Origin of the sequence: Streptomyces sp. MnatMP-M17 (genome assembly GCF_900091995.1) — a bacterium.
Classification (GTDB): domain Bacteria; phylum Actinomycetota; class Actinomycetes; order Streptomycetales; family Streptomycetaceae; genus Streptomyces.
Window position 1 is genome coordinate 1 of record NZ_FMDK01000450.1, and the last position, 2,996, is coordinate 2,996.

General features: G+C 73.0%; 2 protein-coding genes. One reads left to right on the plus strand and one right to left on the minus strand.

All coding sequences use genetic code 11. From position 1 onward, the window contains the following. Nucleotides 1-49 precede the first annotated feature (49 nt). The gene (locus GA0115259_RS20280) at nucleotides 50-1,525 is read right to left on the minus strand and encodes a transcriptional regulator (RefSeq protein WP_093599064.1); all 1,476 of its coding nucleotides are present in this window, start codon (nucleotides 1,523-1,525) and stop codon (nucleotides 50-52) included. 116 nt (nucleotides 1,526-1,641) lie between these two features. On the opposite strand from GA0115259_RS20280, the gene GA0115259_RS20285 reads away from it, so the two are divergent. Continuing rightward, nucleotides 1,642-2,996: cell division protein PerM (locus GA0115259_RS20285; RefSeq protein ID WP_141716630.1), on the plus strand; the 1,355-nt coding region annotated here is incomplete at its 3' end.

Sequence of the window (2,996 nt, forward strand, 5' to 3'; positions counted from 1 at the left end):
GCGTGGGCCCGCACCCCTGTCCTGGGGTGCGGGCCCACGCGCGTAGTGCTCAGAACGCTTCCGGTACGAGACGGGGCGGCCCGTTCGTCAGCTCGGTGCGGAGCTTGTCGCGCAGCTTCAGATCCTCCCTGCTCAGCCGCTGCGGGCCGCTGGGCACCGGCACGTCACCGATCTGTTCGCCCGGCGCCTGCGGCGCTTCGTACCGCGTCGGAGCGGTGGCCAAGGTGAAACTCGTCGCGCCGACGATCAGCGCCGTCAACGCGATGGCGAGCCGTGTCCAGAGCTTGGACCGGCGCTCGCAACCGGTCCGTACGGTGCGGGGCGTCGGGAGCTTCGGCGGCGTCTCGGCCTCGGTGAGGGCGCTCAGCCGCTCGTGCAGCAGCGCCGTGTCGGTCAGCTCGGGATCCTTCGCGGCGACCGCCTCCCGGGCGCGCATCAGCCGGCTCGCGGCGGCAGGCGTGCTGGCCTCGGTCTCGGCCGCGGTGTCGGGCAGATCGAGGCCGAGTCCGTCGTAGAGCAGCAGCGTGCGGCGGTACGACGGCGGGAGGTCCAGCAGCGCCTCGCGGAGCAGCTTCCGGCCGGGCGAGTCCTGCTCGCCGGGCATGGGCTCGGGATGCTTGGCGGAACGGCGCATCCGGTGCCAGGGCGACAGCGCGTACTCGTGCGCCGCGGCCCGGATCCAGCCCACCGGATCCCGGTCGACGGCGACCTCGGGCCAGCGCTGCCAGGCGAGCCGGAAGGCGCGCTCGACGGACTCCTGGGAGAGGGAGCGCCGCCCGGTCAGCAGATAGGCCTGGAGTACGAGGGAGGGCGCGGCGAACGCGTACAGCGCGTCGAAGGCCTGCTCGGGAGTGAGCGGCTTGCTTTCGGTATCGGTGGTGGTGCCGGTATCGGTGGCGGCGGCGTTTCCGCTTTCGGTGCTCGTGCTCGTGCTCGTGCTCGTGCCGGCGCTGGTGTCGGTGTCGGTGGCCTTAGCGGTGCCGCTGCGGTTGCCGGTGCTGGTGGCGCTGGTGCTGGTGCTGGTGCTGGTGCCAGTTCCGGCACGTGCTCTGAGTTCCGTTCCGGTACGCGCCCAGGACGGAGTCAGAGGTGCCCGAGGCACCATGGGCAGCTGGGATCCGGCCGACGGCCCGGAGGCCGCCGGATCGCGTGATTTCAGAAGTGACGGCGGTTGCCCGGCCCGACTGCGCTTCTGCGGTGCGGATGTGGATGTGCTCTGCTGCCGCGCGGCGGAACGCTCCATGGCCGCCCTGCGCGCCTCCCGCTCGGTCCGCGCGGCCTTCTCCCGCAGCTCCGTGTCGAGTGCGGCCAGCAGCTTCGCGTAGCTCTCCGCCTTGCGCCCGCGCGGAGCCGTGCGGCCGGCCTCCCAGGACCGGATCGTCGCCCGCGAGACTCCCACCGCAGAAGCGACCTGCTTCTCGGTCATCGACCTCGCCTCCCGCAGCCTGCGCCGCTCCTTGGGAGGCGGCAGCGGCGGGACGGCGGAGGAGCCGTCCGCGGTGCTCTGCGTGGTGTTCTGCGTCATGAGGGACTCCCCGCAGCACGATTCGGGCAAAAAAAGCACATAAACTTATATTGGGCGACACGGCGAACATTCGCCTGTTACGTGGATCAAGCGCGTGTCGTGGGCAGCATGACGGCGTGACCCAATTGACCGATCGCAGCGCGCCGTTGTCCTCGGCCTCGGCGGTGGAGCGTGGCAGGGCGGCGGCGCTGACCGTCTCGTTCCTCCGCGGAGCCATCGCCGCGTGCCTCGGCCTCGCCCTGTTCGCCGTGCTGGTGCTGGCGATGTGGATCATTTCGCCCTATCCCGACAGCGGGGCCGGCGGAGCCCTGCGCGTTGCCAGCGCGCTGTGGCTGCTGGCCCATGGCGTCGAGCTGGTGCGCGCGGAAACTCTCTCGGGAAATCCCGCACCGCTCGGGGTGATCCCGCTGCTCCTGATGGCCCTGCCGGTATGGCTGGTGTACCGGACGGCCAGGGACGCCCTGGAACCGGACAAAGGGCCGCCCAGGCTCTCCGCGTCGGCTGTGGTGCTCACTCTCACGGGGGGCTATCTGTTGGTCGGCGCGGCGTCGGTGCTCCATGTGACGGGCGCTCCGCTCGGTGCGCACCCGCTGCGTGCCGCGCTCATGCTGCCTTTGGTGACGGTCCTGTCCGCGGCGGCCGGAGCGTGGCGGGCGAGCGGACGCCCGCGTGATCTTCTGCCGGCCCGGCTGCCCGGTGTTCTACGGAGAGCTCTCGCCCCTGCCGTCGGAGGGCCCGCGGGCCGGCGCAGGGCCGCGGTCGCGCTGCGGGCGGGCGTCGCATCCGTTCTGCTGCTGCTGGGCGGCGGCGCGCTCCTGGTCGGGATCTCGCTGGCATGGCACGGCGAGATCGCGCATATCTCGTTCGTACGGCTCGCCTCCGACTGGTCGGGACGGTTCGCCGTGCTGCTGCTCGGACTGGTGCTCGTGCCGAACGCGGCGATGTGGGGCGCCGCGTACGGGCTGGGACCGGGCTTCGCGCTCGGTACGGGCGCGACGGCCACACCCTTCGGGATCACGGGCGATTACTCGCTGCCGTCCTTCCCGCTGCTCGCGGCGGTGCCCGAGGGCCCCGGCCCGGCGTTGAACTGGGCGGCGGCGGGAGTGCCGGTGCTCGCGGGAGGAGCGCTGGCCTGGTTCACCGTACGGGTGGCCGCGCCGCCGTACGGCGAGAAGGAGAAGGCTTGGAGCGCGGGCGCGACCGCACTGACGGCGGCGTCCGGCGCGGTGGTGTGCGCGGTGCTGACGGCGCTGCTGGCGGCGATGTCGGGCGGGCCGATGGGCAACGGCAGACTGGCGGTCCTCGGGCCGGTGTGGTGGCTCACGGGCGCGGCGGCGCTGGCGTGGACGCTGGGGCTCGGTGTACCGCTGGCGCTGGTGCTGCGGGCCTGGCGGCTGCGGGCGCGGCGGGACGACGCCGTACCGCCATCGCCGGAGCCGGAGTCGGAGCCGGCGGCGGCGGGGGGCGGGGG

Excerpts from the sequence above, each read along its gene's own strand:
- GA0115259_RS20280 (WP_093599064.1), bottom strand. The coding sequence starts at position 1,525 with ATGACGCAGAACACCACGCAGAGCACCGCGGACGGCTCCTCCGCCGTC.